This window comes from Chloroflexota bacterium, from assembly GCA_009840625.1.
Classification (GTDB): Bacteria; Chloroflexota; UBA11872; order UBA11872; family VXNJ01; genus VXNJ01.
Window position 1 is genome coordinate 1 of sequence record VXNJ01000011.1, and the last position, 18,557, is coordinate 18,557.

The window sequence follows — 18,557 nt, forward strand, 5'->3', positions numbered from 1 at the left end:
CCCGGGTGGCCTAAAGCTCGTGGCTACGCCGGACTAAAGGTCGTGGCGATCGACACAGATCGCAACCCAGATAGTCTCTGGATAGGCGCCCAATCGACGACGTCGACAGGAATGGGCGAACATCTACTGGCGTAGCGGTAAGTTGGTGGACTGTATATAGATTCTGGGCTCGATGCCCAAGTCGCCGGGTCAGAACTCTCGTCAAGAGGATCGAAGCTTGCCGGATTAGGTGGGGTGGTCTGGTCGGACTTGCAGTTCGGGCAAGAGCGAATACTTTTTCGTCGACGTTCCTCTTGAAACCGAATTCGCACGCATACCAGGCTGGGAAAATGTCGATCAGTCCCAACCGGGTACAGACCTCTGCAACCCAAATCGCCCAATCCCGAGTGAACCTCTTTTGAATCTGTGCCTCAATCTCGCGTTGCTCGTTTGAATTCCATGATTTTGTAAATCCACCGGCAATCGCCTCCTAAGGGCCAGAAACGTAGGGCACTTTCGATAATCTGATTTATGTCTAATAAAATCCGAATGCGGGCGCAGCCAACGTACGACTAGCTGCAATTGATCTGGACCCGAGCCAATTGCTTGATGAGATACAAATCCAGGGCTTGAAGAGCTTCGATGATGCACGTGTTGCTTTACGACGCATCAATCTTTTAATCGGCGCAAACGGTTCCGGTAAATCGAATTTGCTCACCGCATTTCGATTACTTCAATTGCTCGGACAGGATCCTGATCAGGCCCGATTGCAGAAAATGATCGCAATCGCCGGTGGTGCAGAACAATTCCTTCACTTGGGGTCCAAAAGGACGCCATCACTTTCCTTAGGTGTTTCGTTCGACAAGGGAGACTCTAATCTCTACGCCGAGCTAACCCGCGACCACGCCGATCGCCTCCTGCTTACCGGTGCCTGGAGCCACCCGCCAGTCAGTAACGCTTTTGGAGAAAAAGAACCGCTTTACCGTGATCCTGAGGGAATTCAAGTTGTTCCCGATCGACTCCGAAAACTGACGGGTGACTGGCGCGTGTATCACTTTCGTGACACCAGCCCGGAATCACCACTCAGACGAACGCAAGATTTGCATGACAATCGGTGCCTGCGTCCAGATGGATCCAATCTTGCACCGCTCTTGTACCGTATGCGCAATCTCCACAAAAAGAGTTACGCATCAATTCGAAGAGCGGTAAAGTCGTTCGCGCCATTCTTTGACGATTTTGAACTCGAACCAACCGCGTTGAACCAAGGGAAGATCCGGCTTGAATGGCGCCAACTAGGGTCAGAATCGTATTTTGATGCCGCTTCTCTTTCGGATGGCACCCTCCGCTTCATCGCCCTCTCCACACTGCTTCTGCAACCACGGGAGCTACGGCCATCATTGTTGCTGATTGACGAACCCGAGCTCGGGATGCACCCCTCAGCCATTTCCTTGCTCGCAGCTCTCTTGAAAAAAGCCGCCAACCATTCACAAATCGTAGTGGCGACCCAATCTGCGAAGTTGCTTGATTTTTTCGAGCCCGAAGACGTAATAGTCGCCGATCGTGAATTCGAAGCTACCAAATTGAGGAGATTGGATAGCGCGGCATTGAATGATTGGCTAGAAGAATACAGTCTTGGTGAGCTCTGGGAGAAAAACGAATTTGGTGGTCGACCAGGCAATGAAAAGCTCCAACATGCTGGGAATCACTAATTCGTCTGCTCGTACATGTCGAAGGAGAAACTGAGGAAGAATTCATCAATGCGGTGCTTGGCCCGCACCTATATGAATTGGGGTATTGGTCAGTAAAGGCCCGCTTGATAGGGAATGCGCGAATCAGGGCGCGGCGTGGCGGAATTCGGGGTTGGCAAGTGGTCAGAAACGACTTAGTGCGACACCTGCGTCAAGATTCCAATTGCTACGCCGCTTTGATGGTGGATTACTACCGCCTTCCACAATCAGGTGGACGCTCGTGGCCGGGGCGTGCCGATTCGGTTGAAGCCCCGATGGAAAGTCGGGCGGGTCACGTTGAAACGGCATTGCGTCGAGATTTGTTAGACCTGCCAGACGGAGATTCGCTACAACGCCGTTTCGTTCCTTGCGTCGTTTTGCACGAATTCGAAGCTCTGCTTTTCAGCGATTGCGATCGACTCGCAACCGCAATCGGAAGACCCGACTTGAGCGAACCATTTCAAACTATCCGACGCGGGTTTGATTCGCCAGAAGCGATCGACGACTCTCCATTGACTGCCCCTTCGAAACGAATCGCAAAACTGAACCCGGAGTACCAGAAACGAATAGACGGAATCAACGCTGCTCGATCCATAGGGCTTGCGAGGATCTGCGAAGAGTGCCCGAGCTTTTCAAGCTGGATCAACCGGCTGGAATCACTTTTGCAGATCAACTGAAGTCACTATGAGCATTGGGAATTGAGCGGATTTGGAGGGCAGATCCGGACATGGCGAGTTCCCAATTTCAAAACTCAAATAGTCCCCAGAATTGCCGGAAACCAAATTCTCAGTGTTGGAGTTGGCCAAAACCTTGGACCGCGCCAGACTGCGGATTTAACTTTTCTAGGGCATCCACGAATTCGCCATCCACGACGAGCGCGTCCGAATCTATCAGTGAACTCAAGTAGTCCACTGCCGTTTTAATCTCGTGGTCAATCTCAAGCCGGTTGGATGAAAGTTGGCGCAATCGATTTTGCGCGCGATGGAATCGCAGGAATTGATTCTGGCCAAATACATCAATTTGTTGTTCGATAACGCGATCGAGCACTTGGCCGGCTTCGAAAATGGTGACGTTCAGCAGCATCGCTTCCTTTGCAGAAAGGTCCAATCTGCCTACAGGGGTTTTCTTGAAGAAGTACTGGTGTAAATTTTTGCGCTCATTTCGTGGCAAGTAGCCACAAAGTAGTTCAATGATTCGACTGCTGGTGCCTGGATTCCACTCTGGCCTGCCAATTTGGCGCTCCAATTCCAAGCAGATTTGCACTACTTCTTCGTCGAAAACCTCTTTGAATTGGATTTGTAATTGATCGAAATTCAACTGGCTTTCAGTTGAGCCTTCCCGGTAGGGTACACCTTCGACAATGGCTCGAGAGATTGCAAGTTCTAAGCACTCCTGAATTCGAGTTTCGACGGGTTTGAACCCCCGGCCCGCGAATTGCGGGTCGATCAGAATCGTTACCGCCGCATGCGTCATTTCCAGCATCACATCGATGTGGGTCGCCGGCAGTTTCTGAGTGCCTTCAATCAAGAGATAACGCCAATTCGTGTAACCGCTTCCAACGATTCCGAGGAAATCAATCAGCGATTTGGATTGAATGTAGTCGTGCAAGTTGCGCATTGATTGAAACGCTGAGTCCATGATCGCTTGATCCGCACGAGGCAGTAAGTCAAAGATGAAACACACATCGTGTTGCTGCGCCTGTTTGGACACGACGTCAGACATTTTTTTGTGAATCTCGCGAGGCGGAATTGACTCCCTGACTGCCCACAAGAGCTTCAACGATTGCTCAAGCAGTGAATAACAATTCGGAACAAATCTCCAAGCTTGGAGCAACTCAAAGTCGACAGAAGCGTCTGCTCTCATTGCGGTTTCGTTCCAAAGGTCGTTGGTTAAGAAATATGCTTGGTGCAATCGAAATGCCGGTTGCCTGTAAATCTCAGTCAAGAACTTCAACCTTTTGGATCTCACCCATGCGTATGGGGGTCGAGTCATCGCTGCTCGGATTTGTAGATTGCGAAGACTGACGCTCGCACCGGATCCGAATAAGACTGCTCAAGTCTGTCGCTCCCCGTGACCATTCGCCGGCAAAGGGTGATGCTCGCCGAGCATGTCGCACCAACTGACCAGCAATAGCGTCAGTTAGCGCGTGTTTGCGATTCTTGTCTGCTGTTCGCAGCAGTTTGCAGTTCGAGTTCGCCCTCGACGGGACAGCCGCCGCGAAGGGTCATCGTTGCATCCTGCCATGTTGGCTCAATCCGGTGCCGACCGTGGTTGACCGCACCGAATTTCCGATGCACAAATGTGGATGGAGATTGTCTTATCCAAAATCGCAGAGATAGCCAATTGCATTTGAACAGTGGCTAGGTGAATTAAAGAATGTGGCCACGGCGGAGCATTGATCCCGGAAACCTACAACATGGCAAATCAGTTTGTGCCGGTTCCTCGCCCGGGCAAACCTCAATTCGGACAAGTTCGGTTGCTCAATACAGGAAGGGGATCAGCGCGCACTCAACGTCGCGCACGTCGCTTAAGCAGCGGCTCAGTACTTTTGCTACAGGTTGGCCAGCATACCAACTGACCACATCAGCATCCTGCGGAGGCTGCCCTTCGCGTCCCCAAAAACTCAAATTCAAACGAATGCGCGGATCATACTCCTCCGGGAGATTTCGAAACCACCCAACCTCCTTGTCCCGTTCGAGCGGTCCGATGTGAATTCGACCTTCGATGCGAGCACTTTTGTCCGCTGTGATTGGAAGCTCGTGATTGTCAATTCCCGTCGGGACGACTGCGGCGATATGCAAATGCCTGTGTTTATCCACATTGCTCAGGCGATTGAGGGACCAAAGTTCGAATCCCGATTCGGTTGGCCACCACGGTTGGAATTCGCGAATTACGCGCTTTGCGCCGCTTGCGACACCTTGCAGGGCGCGACTTTCAATCTCGTCGAAGCGTTTCGCATTTCCCGTTATTGGGTACCTGTTTGCAAATGTAGGCTTCCGGCCGTTGGCCAAAACTAATTCCCACACGATGTGGTCCAAGCTGGATCGGAGATTGTGAACGATTTCACCAACTTTGACCGAAAACTCGGGGGGAGCCAATCCGGATTTGCCCGTGAATGTCCATGTACGGAGATAGCCCTCTCTAGATTCGTGAATCTCCTGATGCATTTCCCGCAATATGGCATCTACCGAAGCATTTGTTTCTGATTGCAAACTTTCCGCTCGGTTGATCCTGGAGCGAATCCACTTCAATCGGGGATTCATTTGCGGACTCTATTTCTTCAATTGCAAGCGGCCACGGTGCAAGGCATTTGACGCTGGATTCATTCTCGATGACGATTCACTCACAACATTGCGGTCAACGTTTGAAACAGTCATCCCATGTGTCAACCCAAGCTTGCGAATCGGATTGATGAGGGTGCCGCATCCCAAAAAACTCAAGTCTGTATTACTCTCAGAATCCGATTTCGCGCGTATCGCAACAATCGACGTCGGATGCCACCTAACACGTCTTTGGTGATTGGCGGAATCCGATTGCATCGATCTCGCCGAAATTGCCCATGACCACAGCGTCGGCTTTTTTTAAGGCCGCAAAACGCCTCTTAATGTGAGTCCATTGCAGGGAGGATTTCAGGCAAATCGGTGCCACTCTTCACGCCGCCCAACGACTGGGGTAACAGTCGGCTGCGGGAGGTAGTGACCCACTTGACTCCTCTCTGAGTCGTGACTTGACTCACGCGGCCCATGTTTTGCATGACGTCTGTCAATTGAATTCGACGGGGCCAAGAGATGATCAGGTTGTCTCGCGCTCGAGTAATAGCAACATAGAGTAGACGCCTTTGTTCACCGGCCATGATTAAGTCGTCTTCGTCAAATCCAGGGATTAATTGGTCCGCGATCCCCGCGATGATGACGTTGTCAGCCTCTAATCCTTTGGCGCCGTGGAGGGTCATGATCCGCACGCGGGGCTCCTCGGATTGCGATTCGCGCAAGGGCGCGCGCGTCGCGATTCGATACCGGAGTGCGCCCATAACTCTCGCAAGGCTTTCGGAGCCTTGGTTCGCTAGCAATTCTTGAGCCGCGGCTCGAAGCTCGGCCAAGTCTCGCAACAGCCAACGTTGTTTTTCTTCATCGGGCTCTGTAGAGGCCAATGAGTCACAAAAGCACTCGTCAATAATCTCCTTCGACGACCGGCTCCTTTCGATTAGCTCGACAGCCCTCTTGGCTCGCTGAACGATGTGACTTTGTCCAGGACCGGATACCGCTATTGCCGCGCTTGCTATGCCGCGTATGAGCGCGTGGCCCCCGATTTCATTCGAAACGGACGAGTAAGCTCCCGCATTCCTCCGTAAAGCTTGTTCTGCTTTTGCGCCCTTGAACCCGAGATAAGCGCGGGCAGCCACGTGATCGTTCGCGTCCGCAAGTAGAGACGCTGTCGCGAACGCCTCCTGAGCGACCGGATGATCGAGCACCTGTTCCGCAAACGCGGTCGATGCACCTGGGCCAATAGCTTCTGCCAGTCGATAGCCGATGAATCGCCGGGGGACCAAAATCAAAAAAGACTTCTCTGCGTGGGCACGGACGTGAGCGGCTAACCCTTCGATTTCTGCTTCCAGATCTTTCCACTGCACCGGGACCAAGAATCCCCTTTGCTCCCTAGTTGAAGTCATTGCTGGTCTTGTGCTCCCGGCCTCCGCCATCATCAAATTGGCAACCCGCAAAATCTCATCGCATGAACGCCAATTGGCGGTAAATGTCAAGTCGATGCACATGGGCCAAGACAAGTGGAAGTCCGCAATCCCTTCAGGGTGATTGAACCGAAACCCGTAAATGGACTGATCGTTGTCCCCCAATACCGTTAAGGAGCCGGTGCCAGACCAAACCAGCCGAACTAGCTCTTGTTCCGCCGCAGTGAGATCCTGATATTCATCGATGACTACGTGGTCGAACATCGCCGGGGGTATGTCTCGACATTCCATACCAACCACGCACAAGTGAACGACTTCTCCTATCAGCATCGCCCTATGTCGCTGCAACCAACGTCGCACTGCGCCATCAAACTTCGCATTTGCAAAATCTTCCCTTTGAGCTCTACTGGCTTGGAGGAGGCGAAGAGCTTCACGTCGCTCGTAAATATTCCCAGTGAAAGCGCCACTCCCAATGTCATAAAGCAGCGAGTCTTCTTCGTAGCGAAGAAGGAACCTCAAGCGCATTCCTTGGCAAGCGTCCGGGTACTTGCGAAGAAATTCATATGCGAGGGAATGTAGGGTAGAGACTCTAATTTCATTGCCCAGCGCCTCTCGCAATCCCTGAGCGATGACTCTGGTAAAGGTCCCCGCAAACGCCCTGTCGGGCTCGACTTCGCGCTGTTGAATGAGTCGTTGGAGCCGCCTTTTGAGGCAGGTAGTCTTACCTGACCCTGGTCCAGCAATTACTCGCACTACGCTAGCGTCGGATTCAATCAGCGCCTTAGCGGCGCTGCCCGCGATGCCACGCAACCAGGGTGATCCGCTAACTTTGGTCGATTGCGATCCTATTGTCATGTTCAACCCTGTGATTGGTTTTGTGCAGAACGGTTGCGATCAGTTGTCGGCGCAACGGTAATTTACGGGATCATGACGAAACTGAAATCGTCTTCCGCGGAATCACGGACCGATCGAATGATGGGCCTATACCGTGAAATAAACGCGCTTTTTGCAGGAGCGCGCATGGTCGGATGCGAAACGGGTTAGATCTTGAGCGAGCTATGCATTACAAGAGGGTTTCAACTTCATTGCGTGGAAAAGCGCATTCATTCCCAATTCAGTGAGCCAATGCAGACACATGTGCGGGCAGTTCTAGTACTTTCGATAATCCGAATTAGTTAAAGTGCCACCTGGTATTGGTAAACCTGAGCTGACCAGAGGCCGTCGGATTGGATTTACGCTGCCCGCACATCGGTGAGCGTGAAATCGGTGCCTTTGAACAATAGCGGTTCACGGGTAACGTCGGACAACGCGTAAGCAAAGCAATCGCCGAAATTGAGCCCGGCGGCATGATTGCCTTTGCCGAATCTCCGCCAGGCCCGGCGCGCTACCTGCACATGGACTACAGTTACTGCGACCAGCTCGATTGGCGCTTTCGTCACAAACAAGTCCAATTCGTAGCCGGCTTCCGCGCTTGATCGGGATTCGAGAACGATTGACGCTTCCAAGTAATTGGCAACCGACATGCGGCAAGTTTCCGCGTCCGCGATGGCGGAAACATATTTATCTGCATCGGATTCCGCGAAAAGTACCGCCAACAAGGCCGAAGTGTCGACGATCACTCGGGTAATCCGCTGTCGCCATACAAGTAATCGCCGTGATCGGTTGCAGACGGACCGTCGCGCAGAAGTGATGAGCAGCGTTGTCCAATCGCGGATAGCTCATGGGAGCGGGATTCGACGCTCAGTGCACGTCGTTCGCGCGCCAGCCTCTGCCTGATCGCGACCGTTATCGCGCCGGTCTTCGATTCACCTGTCAGATGTGCTAGCTCCTCGACGAGTCGGCATGTTTCTTCATTCTTGATGTTCAGGCTCAAAAGGCTCTCCAAAGGTAGACCTTCTTACTACCAGTCTACCTGTTAAATGTCGATTCGGTTTCGAATCGATTTACAAGTCCCCAATCAATGAGATTTGCCTCAACGCGAGTCGACCAGGCTCCGAGTGTCAAACGGTCTGGAAACGGCGACCGCCATCGAGGAATAGGGATCCAGATGAGCGGTCGCAATCGGTCAATTCCCCGCGGTTCTGCCGACCTCCTCCCGCAGCTAGGTGGATGCTTAGGAGCGTTAAATCGCCACTCTCATCCCAGAAGCCACTAGTCTGCGGCCAACCGGAAATACCCACCAACGGCCTCGAGAAGCAACCGGCCCCGGCAAACAGATCCAAAGCAATGCAACGGTGCTGATGCCGAAGCCGAAATAGGACCGGCAAGCGGTACACGAGTGGCGTCGTGGTCATTGCCCTCATGGAAATGCCTTGATGCAGTGTTTCAGAATTCCATTTGCGAGCTGAAGGCTTTGCGATCAAATGCAGGCCCGTTTCACGCCTCGGTCAGGATGTCCCTCGCGATGCACTCCGGATAGGCCCCTCTAGCGAGCGCGGCACGCTAATCCATGAGGATCAGTGCCTTCCAGATGCCCCACACGCGTCGTCGCGACTCAGTAGTTGCGGGCGTTCTGAAGTTGCTCCGTGACCCACTGCCACGAAATCGGCTCGAAGGGGTAGTCCTAGATGCTGAAGCCGAAGCTTTCCGGCATGTGTGGTCGTTCCGGTTCGGGGACGTGCATGGCGCTACTCAGGTTCGGGCGCAAACGGGTCGTAGGTACCGAGATGCCAGTGGTTGCCTTCGTAGTCGGCGACGGTGAAGGCATGTGAGTCGTAGTCGGTGTCGGTCAGCGGTAGGATCACTGTTGCGCCAGCAGCTACTGCACGGGCAAAAACCTCGTCGACCTGCTCGGCCGACTCGGCAGTCATGCTGATCGAGCCGTGGTGCTGCGGCAGGCTGTGGACGTCGTCTGAGGCGTCGCCCAGCATGACAATCGAGCCGCGCCAGGCGAGTTGCGCGTGCTCGACGCGTCCCTCGTCGTTGCGCACGACGAAGTGCTCGGTAATGCCGAACGCCTCTTGCAACCAGCGAATCGCTTCGTTGGCGTCGCCGTAGCGGAGCACGGGAACCACTGTTTGGTTCGGCATTGAATTCTCCGTAGGTAGGCAGTGGTTCACTGGGAATCTTACGCAGGCCCGCGGCGGTGTGAACAGGAGCCGAGCAGGCGAAAGCCTAGTAGACGTAGCCTATCGGCTGGCCATTCTGCATCGGCTTGTCGGCGAGCTGGGGAACGAGGGTGTCGGGGCCGGAGCGATGGATGACTACCGTTGGCCGAAGCATCGTCTAAATCTCCTTTGATCAACAACTGAACCGTCGGACTCTTATTCGCCGAGACTTATCGCGACCTACCAAGTCCGCAGAGCCCAAATGTCGGTTTGAACCGCCCGCATGATCCCGGGTCGGTTGGCACGGCTACACTTCCGGGTGTTTAGGCGGACGAAGTCGCTCCGGCAATACAACCACAAGTTGGGGAAATTGGATGTTTAGAGCAATCCAGCCGTATGGGCGAGTCGGGTACGGACTCTGGGCCATAGCCGCAGCCGTCGCGATGATCCTTTTGATGTCCGCCTGCGACGAATTGGGATCCGAGCAGGGATTGGGTGAAGTAAGGGTCGAAAACGGCGAGGCGATCCACATCCGGGGCCTCGCGGTCCTGGCAACACAAGCCGGAACGCCGTCTCCCACATTTAGAGCAATGATGATGGCGGTAGAAGACTTTGGCCCGATCAAAGGAAGCCCGGTTTCAATCGGGGCCGGAATTGATTCCCGTTGCACCGCCGATGGCGGAACCGCGGCCGCCGATACGGTAGTCGGGGACCCGCGCGTTGTCGCCGTCATCGGCCCGTCTTGTTCGGTTGCCGTGGCCCAGGCGGCGCCGATCCTCAGCGCCGCAGGGATGACCATCATCGCCCCTTCCGCGACTTCCCCGTCGCTAACGTCAGATTTGGCCGGAATAGCTGGAGAAAACCACAATCCAGGGTTCTTCCGCGTTGCCAGCAACGACCTGTACGAGGGTCGTGCGGCCGCACGTTTCGCGTTCGAAGAATTGGGATTGCGCAATGTGGCCGCAATCGACGACGGCGATCCCTATACCTCCGGGCTCACCGCAACTTTCGCGGGCGCCTTTATGGAATTGGGTGGCGCGGTCGAAGTTTCTTCGATCGCCAAGGGAGAAACCGAATTGCAGGCCCTGCTCGGCCAGATAGCCGGCGGCGGCCCCGATGGTCTTTACTTTCCGCTGTTCGCTCTGGAGGGCGAAGCGGTCATCCGGCAGTCGCGCGCAACCCCCGGATTGGAAAACGTAACCCTCATCGGCGGAGCTTCGCTTCTGGAACCAGACATCCTGTCATTACCGGAGGCTGCGGGCCTCTATCTGCCTGGACCGGACCTGGACTATGGCGAAAACGCCAACCAGGTGACGGGCAAAAGCAGCCGACAACTGCGGACCGACTACGAAAACCGTTACGGCGACCAGCCTGCATCTGTCTACCTGGAGCACGCCTACGACGCGACCACGTTGCTACTGGCGACGATCGAGTCAGTGGCCGTCGCTGATGGGGAGGATCTGGTCATCGACCGGGCCGAGCTGCGTAAGGCGTTGGCGGCCACAAGCGAATTCGGGGGCATCATCGGCACCCTGTCGTGCGACGAGTTTGGCGATTGCGGCACCGGCGCAGTCCAAATCGCTCACAACCCCGATTCAGGCGCCGGGGCCGACATCCGCGAGTTGCCAATCGTTTACCGATTTGCACCATAAGTTGGCAACCAGCCGGACAGGTCAGGCCTTTTTGATTACCTGAATCGCCATCGCCCGCAGCATCACTAGGGATATGCGCGGCCGATCAGGTAGCCAGCTAGACCGGCTGAATTCCGCAATTTCCTGAAAGATTCGCCGGCTTCCGATCGGACTGCATGAGCCTCGTCACGCGCGTCCAAATTCCGTAGCCAATTGGGAAAATGGTGCTTGCATCCGCCTGCAAGCGCCATCGGATACCGTGCATTGGCAAATCAAAGCCTCCTTGTTCCAACAAGGGTCTTCGCAAAGGCGCTGATTGTTGCGCTGGCAACCGTCGTCGCGGCGTTGGCCGTACTTTTCACCTATGACGCCTCGTCGGCCCAGGAAGAACCGCGCTGTGCTGCAACCGCGCTTGGCCAGCTTCCGGCCCAGACTGAGGGCGGATTGCAATTTGCCGGATCCTGGAGCGCCCAGGATTGCGAATCTGAATACCGCCCCGGCATTGGCGCCCAGTATTTCGAATTCGAAGTAGTTGAAAGCGGCCGGATCCGAATCGAGCTGACTTCGAATTCCGCCGATCCCTTTCTGTACCTGACTGCAAGCGACGGGCTGCGTATAGCCGACGACGATGACAGCGGCGCGCTCCTCAACGCCCGAATCGAACGCGATTTTGCCCCAGGCACGTATCAGATAGAAGCCACCACGGTGGGCGCGCGGACGCCGGTGGGGGCGGATTTCAACATCTCCATCTATTACGTGGAAGGCTGTGAAATAACTCCGCTGGGCGCGCTGACCGAAGACTCGCCGCTCCGTGCCATGGGGTCGTGGGCACTAGATACCTGCGGATCGCGCATCGTCGTGACCCACCCGGCCCATAGCTACCTTTTCGAATTGCCCCAGACCGGGCGCGTGCGCATCGATTTGACTTCAGACAACGGCGATCCGGTCGTATCGCTGGCCACCGTCGACGGCGTGGCAATCGGGGCAAATGACGACGGCGGCGTGGGCCTGAATTCGCGAATCGACCAGTACCTTCCGGCCGGTGCCTACATCATCGAAGCCACGACTTACAGCCAGGGCGGCCTGCAACCGGCGGCATCAGATTTCGAACTGAGCATCCAGGTCGTAAACGAACAACTGGAGCAGCTGGATCCGAATCCCAAAGTTGAATTCCTGGCAGCGCCCGACCAGGTCGTCAGCGGGGATCCGTTCACCGTGCATTTCCGCGTCGGCAACCATGGCGGCGGCGACCTATACGGCAATGCCGCGAGCTACCTGGTCCTGGTCCGCGGTCCGGAAAACCGGCACTGGGGCAACCCCATCCCGGTCAGCGAATCGAGCTGGGCACCCGGATCCTCCTACCACACCGGCAATCCGGCGGCCAACTCCACCAGCACCACGCTGGAAGGATTGGCGTCAGTCGACCTGCGTCTGGAGGAACCGGGACGCTCCTGGGTCCTGGTCGCGCTTTACGCCTTGAACGAAGACGATCGCGGCCTTTGGTTTCATGCGACCTGGAAGCACGTACACGTACTTGAATCGGCCGAATTCGGTCCAACGTCAGTCAGGCTAAACGGTCGAACGCTTTCGGTGGCGGCAACCGCCGAATCCGACGGGACGGTTTCGACCACCGTCAGCGACGTGTCGGACCGCGAACAGTCGGTCGATTCGACCGAGGAACTGCAGGCAATCTACTCGGCCGGCGTCCGGCGATTGCTCCTTGACGACCTATTTGCCCGTGAGACCATCACTGCCCTCGAGGAATCGACCGCCGGCACCTTCCCGGGCGTATTCGGTCCCGGCCTGAGCGCCTTGACTCCTCAGAGCGGTTCCTCCGTGGCGCGATTCGCCGACCGGTACATCGCCGACGTCTCAGAGTCCGAGCTGGCCGCCGCCAGCGAGGCCGGTTTCATGATCGACCCGGGCTTGGTCGAGCAGCAGATTCTGAGCACCGCCGATAACGCCCGGCGGGAATACGAAACCCTGGCCGAAGGCTGGCGCCGACTGCGATCGCGGGTCGGCTCCGGAGGGGCGATCACGTATGCCGAGGCCCTGTCGCTGCATTCGCAGTTGCGGTACGCCGAGAGCATCCTTGACTCCGCAATCCGCGCCGGCGAGCTGGTCTCGTCGGCACGCGCAGCCGAATCGGGCTGGGAAAGCGACTCGGTGCAAACCCAGCTCGCCGAATTCGCGGCCGACGCCGGGTGCCGGGGGTCGGCGGGCCGATTTTCGGCGGCGCTCACTTCTGCCGCCCCGAGGCTGGCCGCCACCCACCTGGCGCTCGATTCGCAGCTGCGCGCGGCTTTGCCGTTTTTTGGCACCGCTACCGAACACGCCATTTGCGCAGCGCGGGAAATCGATGGTGCCAACGACCGGTTCTTCAACCTGCTGGGAATCGATTCGCCCGACCCTTCCCAGTTGCCGGGATTCCAGTACGCCCCCGCAAACTTGGATTCGGAACCGGCAGCGCACACGTTGCGGATCCTGGCAAGGCTGGACGCCGACGGCCGGATCGAACATGCGGTCGAGCTTGCCGACGGCCGCATCATCCTGCCGGACCGCCGGTTCCTGGCGGCGGGAGCGGCTCCGGGAGGGACCTACCACAGCAGCGCGGTTGAAATATCGGGTGGGCCGATCGGTGCCATTCGGTCGCAAATCGACTCCATGGGCCGAATAGTCGTTTCGTTCCTGGGTTCGGACGGGAACCAAGTAGTTCCGGACAACCGGATAATCCCGCCCAACGCAACGGTCGGGGCCTGGCTACGCTCCACCCGGATCGAAGTACCGGCGGCGGTGCCCTTGCTGGCAGCGGTCGGTTAGTCGGGCTCTAAGTTGCGCCTAGCGCGCACCATCCAAAGGACGTTCAAACCGACCAGGACCGCCGCGCCGGCCCAGCAGGCAGTTCCCAGCGCAGCGTCGTATTGGAGTCCCAGGCCAAGTCCCAGATAGAAGAGCGCGCATGCCAGCGCAAAGACCGCCACGTGGGCGGCCCTACGGATTCCCCTGCCCAGCATCGCGTCAGGTCCCGGACAAGAGCCGGCCCACGATGTAGGCGACGATGATGATGGCGGCTCCCGAAATCAGAAATATGATCAGTCCGCGCAACTCGTCGCCGCCCAGCCGCGCGAGGGCGCTTTTGAGCGATCGCCATTCGTCCAATTCCGGCTCCCGTCATCCCCCGGCTGATAGCCGCCCGGCCCTCGAGACTGTCGACTGGGCGTCTCGACCACCACCGTCGCCGGACGGATCGAAATCGCGCCTGCCCCGGCGAAATTGGATTTCGGCCACGACTATGTTGCACGGTCAACGGTCGTTGCAACTCAGTGTAGCGGCGGGCCACTATGAAGCCGGGGCTCGGGTTCGGGCGTCCTCGGCAAGTGGGCTGCGCCAGCGCCTCAGACCACGCCGGCGATCAATCCAGCGGCCTATGAGTAGTAAACGCTCTTTGCGGGATTGCGATCTTGCCGGCGCGGTGCTGAGTCACCACACCTTCGGGATGAAAAGGCGGGGCACCGTCTTGGTGTAGCGGTCCCAGTCGGATCCATATTTTTTGCGGCAGCGGAGGGTGTCGCGACGCGCCCGGTGCAGGATCATCAAAACGAAAAAGGTCACATAGAAGTAGGGCAAAAAGTGGCCGAATCCGCAGATCAGGCCCCAAGACAACGCCATGATCACGTCGGCGGTGTAGTGAATCTTGCGAGCGTAGCGCCACCAACCGTCCACCAGCAGAGGGGAACCGCAGGCAGTTTCCAGATAGCGCGGGTTTTCCAACTTGGCCCAGGGCAGTTGCGGGAAGGCCCTGCGTTTCACGTAGGAACCGTTCAACTGCATGCGGAAGTAATTTCGCTGGCCCTGGGAGGTATCCCAGACGTAGTAGGCGCCGAACAGCATGACGAAACACGCCACCGTGATCGCAACCGGTGGTTCGAAATCCGGGCGCGCGGCCACGTACATCGAGTTGAAGCAATAGACGAAGGGGACGCCTGCCAGGTTCCAGAAGACCAGCATCCAGCCCCATTTTTCGTGAAAAATGTCCCAGGTCGTGGGGATGCACTCCTCACCCTTCATGCAGGCGTTGGCGTACAGAAAGTGAGCGACCAACATGAAGATCATGGGGGTGCTCAGCGTGCCGAACTCGGAGTACTGATAGGCGGCGGCGTTGGCCGTAAGCAGGAAAAGGGTGAGCCAGGAAACCCGTACTTCCGCCCACATCTTCAGGTCCAGCCGCCCGATCCGGGGGTTAAGCCAGGCCCCCATGAAGAAATCGTAGATGTGATTGCCGGTCATCCGTTCGGCGTTGCCGGAGAGTTTGGCGCCCAGGTAAACGGCGAGCGCGACCGCGTTGCCGGTGATCATCGCCACGACCATGAACGATCCGAACTGCTCGTAGATCGTCTGCAGCGGAAAGACGTCCGAAATATGCAGCACGACCACCAATGCCAAGGTCAACCACCAGGCCGAAATCGCGTTGACGCGGTAGGCAAGACGCTGGCCCCCGCGTGAAGGGATCGGGTATCCCTTCACCCGCAGTCCGGGCAGATAGGCCGCCAGCAAACCCTGGGCGACCAGGAATGCCCAGTAGATGGCGAACGTGGACCAGGACGGGGACGCGTGGGTGGAAATCTGCTCCCAAATCCGCGCCAGATAGGGGCCGATGTCTCCGACTCCCGAAGGAAAGAACAGCGCGCCGTCGTAAAACCGCCAGGCAATCCACAGGTAAAGCAGCAGCGCGTGCGAGAGCGTGACGATGGCCACCACTCCCGGCGCGCCTCCGAATTCGCGCGCGGTCAGGCGACCTTCGGTGCCGGTTGAAGCGTCATTGAGCACGGTCTTAGTCTCCCCTGACGTATCGCTCAATCAATCGCCCCGCCGAGCAAAGGGGGTGCGCCCCGAGAGGCAATCCGCGCGCCATCGCCCCTGGCTTGGCCTCAGGCCGTCGTCCGCCGCCTGCCAACGGTCCGGAACACTGTCGATCGGCGCAGACGAACCCAATGCGGGGATTAGGACTTGCGCGCTTTGAAGTAGAACATCGGCGTGAAGATGCCGAGTCGGCCGGCCGCGGTCAGGCTGTCCGCCGCCAGGTTCAGCACTTCCGTGACCTCCACCGTGCCCTTCGGGACCATGCCCATGGATTCGAGGGCCCTGATTACCCGGGACGTTATGAACCGGCCGATCGAAGTTCGCGGCAGGCTCTTGAGCGTGATGTCGCGACCCTCGAACGCGCGGTACCAGGGCGTTTGGGGATCGGCCTCCTCGGCAAGATCTCGCGACTCAACCACCTCGAATCCAACCGTTTGCAACGCGTTCAACACGTGATCAAAGGAACCGACATCGGGCAGGCTGTTGCCCTCTTCGATTCCCTGTTTGAGCCTTTGGTGTTCCGGGTCGGAGTATTCAAAGGCGGAAGTCATGCACCACTCGTACCCGCCGAAGCACCCGCCCGGTTTAAGTACCCGCCAGATCTCGGCGAAGGCTCCCGCCTTGTCCGGCGCGTGGGCGGTGGCCTCGATCTGAAAGACCGCATCGAAACTCTCGTCCGCGGCCGGGATGTCCATGAAATCGCCAAGCAGGACCGAGGTCTGCTGATCAAGTCCGGCCGCCCGGTTGTAGCCTTCACACTTCTCCAGCTGATAGGCATTGTTGTTCAGCCCCACAACGTGGGCGCCGGAAGCCTTGGCGATAACCCGCATCGGGCCGCCGACTCCGCAGCCCACGTCGAGCACGCGCATGCCGGGCCGCAGACCGACGGACTGGGACAAGAACAGTTCGTGGCGGATAAGCGATTCCTTGAACGACTCTCCCCGGACCCGCGGAGCAAAGTGAAACGATTGGCCCCAACCGAATTCATAGAAATCGGTAACCAGGTCGTAGTAGCGGTTGACCATGTCCATGTAGCGCTGCTTGCGCAGGGCGGCGTCGCCGCCCGCAGTCTGGTCGTGAAAGCTGCGGTACTCGTGCGCGGTGGCTTCGGTTTCAGCCCCGGGGATGGCCTTGGAAACGGGGTTGTGAAAGCGTTCGGGCATGGGACCTAGCCCCGAACCCTTGGGCCTATTCGGCGTAGAACTGCCTGTACCAGCGCCGCATGTTGTGCACCGGTCCGTCCGACCGCGAAAGTAGCGGTTTCGACCGGTAAATCTTGTTTTCCCAAATTTCCACGTCCCTGCCCCACTGCGAGACCCAGTTGCCCACGACGTAGCTGGCCAGCAGGCGCGGGATTCGCTTTTGCGAAAACCAGGAAAAATGAACCTGCTGTTTCAGCGGCGCCACGGGCGTGTGAGTTTGAAACATTGTCATCTGGCCGATGTCGCCGATTTCGAAATCAAACTGCACGATGCTGGCGGGACCGTGAAAGATCACCTCGGCTGCGGCCCCCGCCCGCGGCATCGGACGACCGAATATCTCCACGTAGCTGCGGTCGCGGAAGTACCCGCGGTGGGAAAGGGCATCGTCGGTTGCCCAGCTCGTTTGATGATGGATCTTCACGAACGGGATGCGCAGCCTGGTCCAGGGCAGGTGCATCACGTCGTGGATTTCGCCGAAATGCTGGAAGTCGACGGCGTTTTCGGCAAATTCGATGATGTGCATGTCGACTTCGCCGCCGGCATGCCGACCGCGAAAGATGAGCTCGCCGCTGTCGATGCTCGGCTGCGTTGGGAGTCGGTAGAGGACGCGGTCCGGGGCGTGCTCGGCATGGTAGATCACGATCATCCCGTAGTAGTCCTTGACCTCCCAACTGGTATGCCTGGCGGACGGCAGCTTGTCATTGGTTGGAATGGAGCGCACTCTGCCGGCACCATCCAGCTGCCAGCCGTGGAACGGGCACCGCAACAGGTCGCCATCGACCGAACCGTCGGCCAGGTTCGCCCCCATGTGCGGGCAGAACGCCTCGATCGCGTGGATGCTGCCGTCGTTTCCGCTTCGGAAGAGCGCAATCTGTTTGCCCAGGCATTCAACGTACTTGACCTGGCCGGGCTTGATTTCCGCCGAGCCGGCGATTCGGTACCAGCCGTCCGGAAAAGGGGGAGGATAGGAGTCCTGGCGAACGCCAGGCGAAGGTCCCGGCTGCGACGATCGCCGCCTGGATGAAAAGCGCCCTGCCAAACGATGCCACATCTCCGGAAATCGTTACCCGCGCGATTCCCGGAGTCCCTCGACCCGGACGGTCCGGCACGAAACGCAGCCGTCCGAAACTGACCCTGCTTTGGGTGGCCGACCGGGCCCGGCCGGTTGGGCGGCCGAGACCGCGAAGGCCAGGCCGAGGGTGCCGGCCCGACCAGGTCCACCCCCGAAAGACGGCATCTGCCTTTCCACGTTTCCCGAAGTTGTGGCTAAATTGACATTGTCGTTTCAAATGCGTGTGCGTGCCTGCACAGCCAGACTGGCGCAGGGCCCTTGAGGATGATTCGAAATAAACCGGACCGGAACCGGCCGCCCGATGCGGGCCGTCTGTCGACGCGGCCGCGAGCAGGCGATTGGCCGGCCGGAT

The 18,557-nt window shown here is 57.7% G+C and carries 14 protein-coding genes; 4 read left to right on the top strand and 10 right to left on the bottom strand.

What is annotated here, in order from left to right; all coding sequences use genetic code 11:
* The first annotated feature begins 566 nt into the window (after positions 1-566).
* Together F4X41_08005 and F4X41_08010 are read left to right on the top strand one after the other, a co-directional pair.
* The gene (locus F4X41_08005) at positions 567-1,688 is read left to right on the top strand and encodes an AAA family ATPase (protein MYB16957.1); all 1,122 of its coding nucleotides are present in this window, start codon (positions 567-569) and stop codon (positions 1,686-1,688) included.
* The gene (locus F4X41_08010; protein MYB16958.1) at positions 1,688-2,383 is read left to right on the top strand and encodes a DUF4276 family protein; all 696 of its coding nucleotides are present in this window, start codon (positions 1,688-1,690) and stop codon (positions 2,381-2,383) included. The genes F4X41_08005 and F4X41_08010 overlap by 1 nt, the downstream gene beginning before the upstream one ends.
* Positions 2,384-2,492: 109 nt before the next feature.
* Here F4X41_08010 and F4X41_08015 read toward each other — a convergent pair whose 3' ends face one another.
* The 6 genes from F4X41_08015 to F4X41_08040 all read right to left on the bottom strand — a co-directional run bounded on the left by F4X41_08015 (position 2,493) and on the right by F4X41_08040 (position 9,407).
* Positions 2,493-3,428 (bottom strand): hypothetical protein, encoded by a 936-nt coding sequence (locus F4X41_08015; protein MYB16959.1) that lies wholly within the window; start codon positions 3,426-3,428, stop codon positions 2,493-2,495.
* 758 nt (positions 3,429-4,186) lie between these two features.
* Positions 4,187-4,969, bottom strand: a complete 783-nt coding sequence (locus F4X41_08020; GenBank protein MYB16960.1) for a hypothetical protein — start codon at positions 4,967-4,969, stop codon at positions 4,187-4,189.
* Between the two features lie 338 nt (positions 4,970-5,307).
* Positions 5,308-7,254 carry an ATP-dependent helicase gene (locus tag F4X41_08025; GenBank protein ID MYB16961.1) on the bottom strand — a complete coding sequence of 649 codons (1,947 nt, stop codon included), beginning with the start codon at positions 7,252-7,254 and terminating at the stop codon, positions 5,308-5,310.
* Positions 7,255-7,625: 371 nt separating this feature from the next.
* Complete coding sequence (locus F4X41_08030) at positions 7,626-8,012, bottom strand: type II toxin-antitoxin system VapC family toxin (protein MYB16962.1); 387 nt, start codon at positions 8,010-8,012, stop codon at positions 7,626-7,628.
* Positions 8,009-8,266, bottom strand: a complete 258-nt coding sequence (locus F4X41_08035; protein ID MYB16963.1) for a hypothetical protein — start codon at positions 8,264-8,266, stop codon at positions 8,009-8,011. The genes F4X41_08030 and F4X41_08035 overlap by 4 nt, the downstream gene beginning before the upstream one ends.
* A gap of 754 nt (positions 8,267-9,020) precedes the next feature.
* Positions 9,021-9,407: a glyoxalase gene (locus tag F4X41_08040; GenBank protein ID MYB16964.1), complete on the bottom strand. Its 387-nt coding sequence runs from the start codon at positions 9,405-9,407 to the stop codon at positions 9,021-9,023.
* Between the two features lie 407 nt (positions 9,408-9,814).
* Here F4X41_08040 and F4X41_08045 point away from each other — a divergent pair, with 407 nt between their 5' ends.
* Both F4X41_08045 and F4X41_08050 read left to right on the top strand, forming a co-directional pair.
* Positions 9,815-11,092, top strand: a complete 1,278-nt coding sequence (locus F4X41_08045) for an ABC transporter substrate-binding protein (GenBank protein MYB16965.1) — start codon at positions 9,815-9,817, stop codon at positions 11,090-11,092.
* A 243-nt stretch (positions 11,093-11,335) separates the two neighbouring features.
* On the top strand, positions 11,336-13,891 hold the full coding sequence (locus F4X41_08050; protein MYB16966.1) for a hypothetical protein: 2,556 nt from the start codon (positions 11,336-11,338) through the stop codon (positions 13,889-13,891).
* Here the strand turns inward: F4X41_08050 and F4X41_08055 are convergent.
* The 4 genes from F4X41_08055 to F4X41_08070 form a co-directional block, all read right to left on the bottom strand.
* Positions 13,888-14,085: a hypothetical protein gene (locus F4X41_08055; GenBank protein ID MYB16967.1), complete on the bottom strand. Its 198-nt coding sequence runs from the start codon at positions 14,083-14,085 to the stop codon at positions 13,888-13,890. The two genes, F4X41_08050 and F4X41_08055, sit on opposite strands and share 4 nt — an antisense overlap.
* Positions 14,086-14,551: 466 nt before the next feature.
* Entirely contained in the window at positions 14,552-15,898 is a 1,347-nt protein-coding gene (locus F4X41_08060) for a delta(24(24(1)))-sterol reductase (protein MYB16968.1), read from the bottom strand.
* 173 nt (positions 15,899-16,071) lie between these two features.
* On the bottom strand, positions 16,072-17,094 hold the full coding sequence (locus F4X41_08065; GenBank protein ID MYB16969.1) for a methyltransferase domain-containing protein: 1,023 nt from the start codon (positions 17,092-17,094) through the stop codon (positions 16,072-16,074).
* 25 nt (positions 17,095-17,119) lie between these two features.
* Positions 17,120-18,184: a Rieske 2Fe-2S domain-containing protein gene (locus F4X41_08070; protein MYB16970.1), complete on the bottom strand. Its 1,065-nt coding sequence runs from the start codon at positions 18,182-18,184 to the stop codon at positions 17,120-17,122.
* Positions 18,185-18,557: the final 373 nt, after the last annotated feature.

Coding starts and splice junctions, on each gene's coding strand:
- F4X41_08020 (MYB16960.1), bottom strand. CDS start 4,969: ATGAATCCCCGATTGAAGTGGATTCGCTCCAGGATCAACCGAGCGGAA.
- F4X41_08065 (MYB16969.1), bottom strand. CDS start 17,094: ATGCCCGAACGCTTTCACAACCCCGTTTCCAAGGCCATCCCCGGGGCT.
- F4X41_08015 (MYB16959.1), bottom strand. CDS start 3,428: ATGTCTGACGTCGTGTCCAAACAGGCGCAGCAACACGATGTGTGTTTC.
- F4X41_08055 (MYB16967.1), bottom strand. CDS start 14,085: ATGCTGGGCAGGGGAATCCGTAGGGCCGCCCACGTGGCGGTCTTTGCG.
- F4X41_08045 (MYB16965.1), top strand. CDS start 9,815: ATGTTTAGAGCAATCCAGCCGTATGGGCGAGTCGGGTACGGACTCTGG.
- F4X41_08070 (MYB16970.1), bottom strand. CDS start 18,184: ATGTGGCATCGTTTGGCAGGGCGCTTTTCATCCAGGCGGCGATCGTCG.